The sequence below is a fragment of the Symbiopectobacterium sp. genome (genome assembly GCF_051710365.1).
GTDB lineage: Bacteria > Pseudomonadota > Gammaproteobacteria > Enterobacterales > Enterobacteriaceae > Symbiopectobacterium.
Genome location: NZ_JBPETA010000300.1, coordinates 1 through 2,489, shown reverse-complemented (window position 1 = coordinate 2,489; position 2,489 = coordinate 1). Strand labels below are relative to the sequence as shown.

1 protein-coding gene and 1 pseudogene are annotated in these 2,489 nt (G+C 49.1%); one reads left to right on the top strand and one right to left on the bottom strand.

Features of this window, described 5'->3' with window-relative positions; all coding sequences use genetic code 11:
- Nucleotides 1-254 precede the first annotated feature (254 nt).
- Nucleotides 255-974, top strand: coding sequence for a fatty acid metabolism transcriptional regulator FadR (fadR, locus tag ACTBDZ_RS16990; RefSeq protein WP_438816171.1), 720 nt, complete (start codon nt 255-257; stop codon nt 972-974).
- Between the two features lie 52 nt (nt 975-1,026).
- Here fadR and ACTBDZ_RS16985 read toward each other — a convergent pair.
- Nucleotides 1,027-2,365, bottom strand: a pseudogene (locus tag ACTBDZ_RS16985) (SpoVR family protein); the annotation flags it as partial.
- Between the last annotated feature and the right edge of the window lie 124 nt (nt 2,366-2,489).

The window sequence follows — 2,489 nt, the reverse complement described above, 5'->3', positions numbered from 1 at the left end:
GGTTACGGATGGTAACGTGGGGAGTACTCATGCTGATTGGTCTGCAAAAAGCAGTAATAAATTCAGAACTTCAGAATACCGTCAAGTCCCGAAAAAAGAAAAATCAGGTGCGGAATGACGGTTAAATAAATCAGCTTGTGAAGTGTCACAGTTTCTGTCGGAATTCTGTTTTTGTCTCCCTGCCACGCTATGTGATAGCGGGCTGCTCTGGTATGATGAGTCCGCTTTTATATCGCAAATGGAACATCACACACATGGTTATCAAGGCGCAAAGTCCTGCTGGATTCGCGGAAGAATATATTATCGAAAGTATTTGGAATAATCGTTTTCCTCCCGGTTCTATCTTACCTGCGGAACGTGAATTATCGGAACTGATCGGGGTAACCCGTACCACGTTACGCGAGGTGTTACAGCGCCTGGCACGTGATGGCTGGCTGACGATTCAGCATGGTAAACCCACGAAAATTAATAATTTTTGGGAAACATCAGGGCTGAATATCTTGGAAACGCTGGCACGACTCGATCATGACAGCGTGCCGCAACTGATTGATAATCTGCTGGCCGTACGCACTAACATTGCTGCGATCTTTATTCGTACCGCCCTGCGTCAACACCCTGATAAGAGTCAGGAGGTATTAATACAGCGTGCCAGTGTCGAAGACAACGCCGATGCCTTTGCGCAACTGGATTATGCTATTTTCCGCGGATTGGCGTTTGTTTCTGGCAACCCGATTTATGGATTAATCCTTAACGGGCTGAAAGGGCTGTATATGCGGGTTGGGCGTTACTACTTCTCCAACCCGGATGCGCGTAAGCTGGCTATTGATTTTTATACTCGTCTGGAAACCATCGCGAAAGAAGGACAACACGAACGCGTGATGGATGCGGTGCGTACCTACGGGAAAGAGAGCGGCGCTATCTGGCACAGCATGCAAAACCAGATTCCGCGCGATATTGCTGAGGTTCGTCGCTAATTAACCTCGCCACGTGTCGCGCACTGTGTGAGCGCGACACGTGACATGGGCTTCAGTTGACCCCTGGATTACGCGGCGGACAGCGTTCAACCAAACTCTATGCTGCCATCTGCATTCTGTTGCTCCAGATAAACATCAAATCCCCACAGTCGGTGTACATGTTTCATCACATCGTGGCTGCTCTTGTCGAGCGGTGCGCGGTGGTGAGGAACATAGCGCAGCGTCAGCGAGCGGTTACCGCGCAGATCCACATTCCAGACCTGAATATTTGGTTCCTGATTGCTAAGGTTATACTGTGCGGACAGCTCCTGACGGATCATCCGGTAGCCTTCCTCATCGTGGATCGCGGCAATTTCCAGATAATTGTTATGGTCATCATCCAGCACGGTAAATAGCCGGAAATCGCGCATCACCTTGGGTGACAAGAACTGGCTGATAAAGCTTTCATCCTTGAAGTTCTGCATGGCGAAATGTAGGGTTTCCAGCCAGTCCTTGCCTGCTATATCAGGGAACCAGTAGCGGTCCTCCTCCGTTGGTGTCTGGCAAATACGCTTGATATCCTGAAACATGGCGAATCCGAGCGCATAAGGGTTAATGCCATTGTAATAAGGGCTGTTGTACGGAGGCTGATAGACCACATTGGTGTGGCTGTGCAGGAACTCCATCATAAAGCGCTCGGTCACTTTCCCTTCATCGTAGAGATGATTGAGAATGGTGTAGTGCCAAAACGTTGCCCAGCCCTCGTTCATGACCTGAGTCTGTTTTTGTGGGTAAAAATATTGACTGACCTTACGCACAATGCGCAGTACTTCACTCTGCCAGGGTTCCAGTAACGGCGTATTCTTCTTCATAAAATAGAGAATATTTTCCTGCGGCTCGCGTGGGAAACGACGCGCCGCTTCGAGCGAAACCTCGGGATCGCGGCGTGGCAGGGTGCGCCACAGTTCATTGACCTGACTTTGCAAATAGGCCTCACGGCTTTTCTGACGCAGTTTTTCCTCTTCCAGCGAAATCTTTTGCGGGCGTTTGTAGCGATCGACACCGTAATTCATCAGCGCATGGCAGGAATCAAGCAGTTGCTCGACCTCTTCTACGCCATAACGCTCTTCGCATTGGGCGATGTATTGACGGGCAAAAATCAGGTAGTCAACGATGGAGCCTGCATCGGTCCAACTTCGAAACAAATAGTTACCTTTAAAAAAGGAGTTGTGGCCATAACAGGCGTGCGCCATCACCAAGGATTGTATGGTGATGGTGTTTTCTTCCATCAGATATGCGATACAGGGATCGGAGTTGATAACGATCTCATAGGCCAGCCCTTGCTGGCCGTGCTTATAGCGCTGTTCGGTTTCGATAAACCGCTTACCAAAAGACCAATGGGAATAATTGATCCGTCATTCCGCACCTACTTTAAGAATAAATTCGACGGTATCGCTCGCCGAGAACATCAACGATGGTCTTGTGAATAGAATTGAGGTTGGATACTTGTGGTGGTCTGTCACCAATACTGAACTC

Bases quoted from the DNA above. Each gene is read 5' to 3' on its own strand.
- fadR (WP_438816171.1), top strand. From the start codon at position 255: ATGGTTATCAAGGCGCAAAGTCCTGCTGGATTCGCGGAAGAATATATT.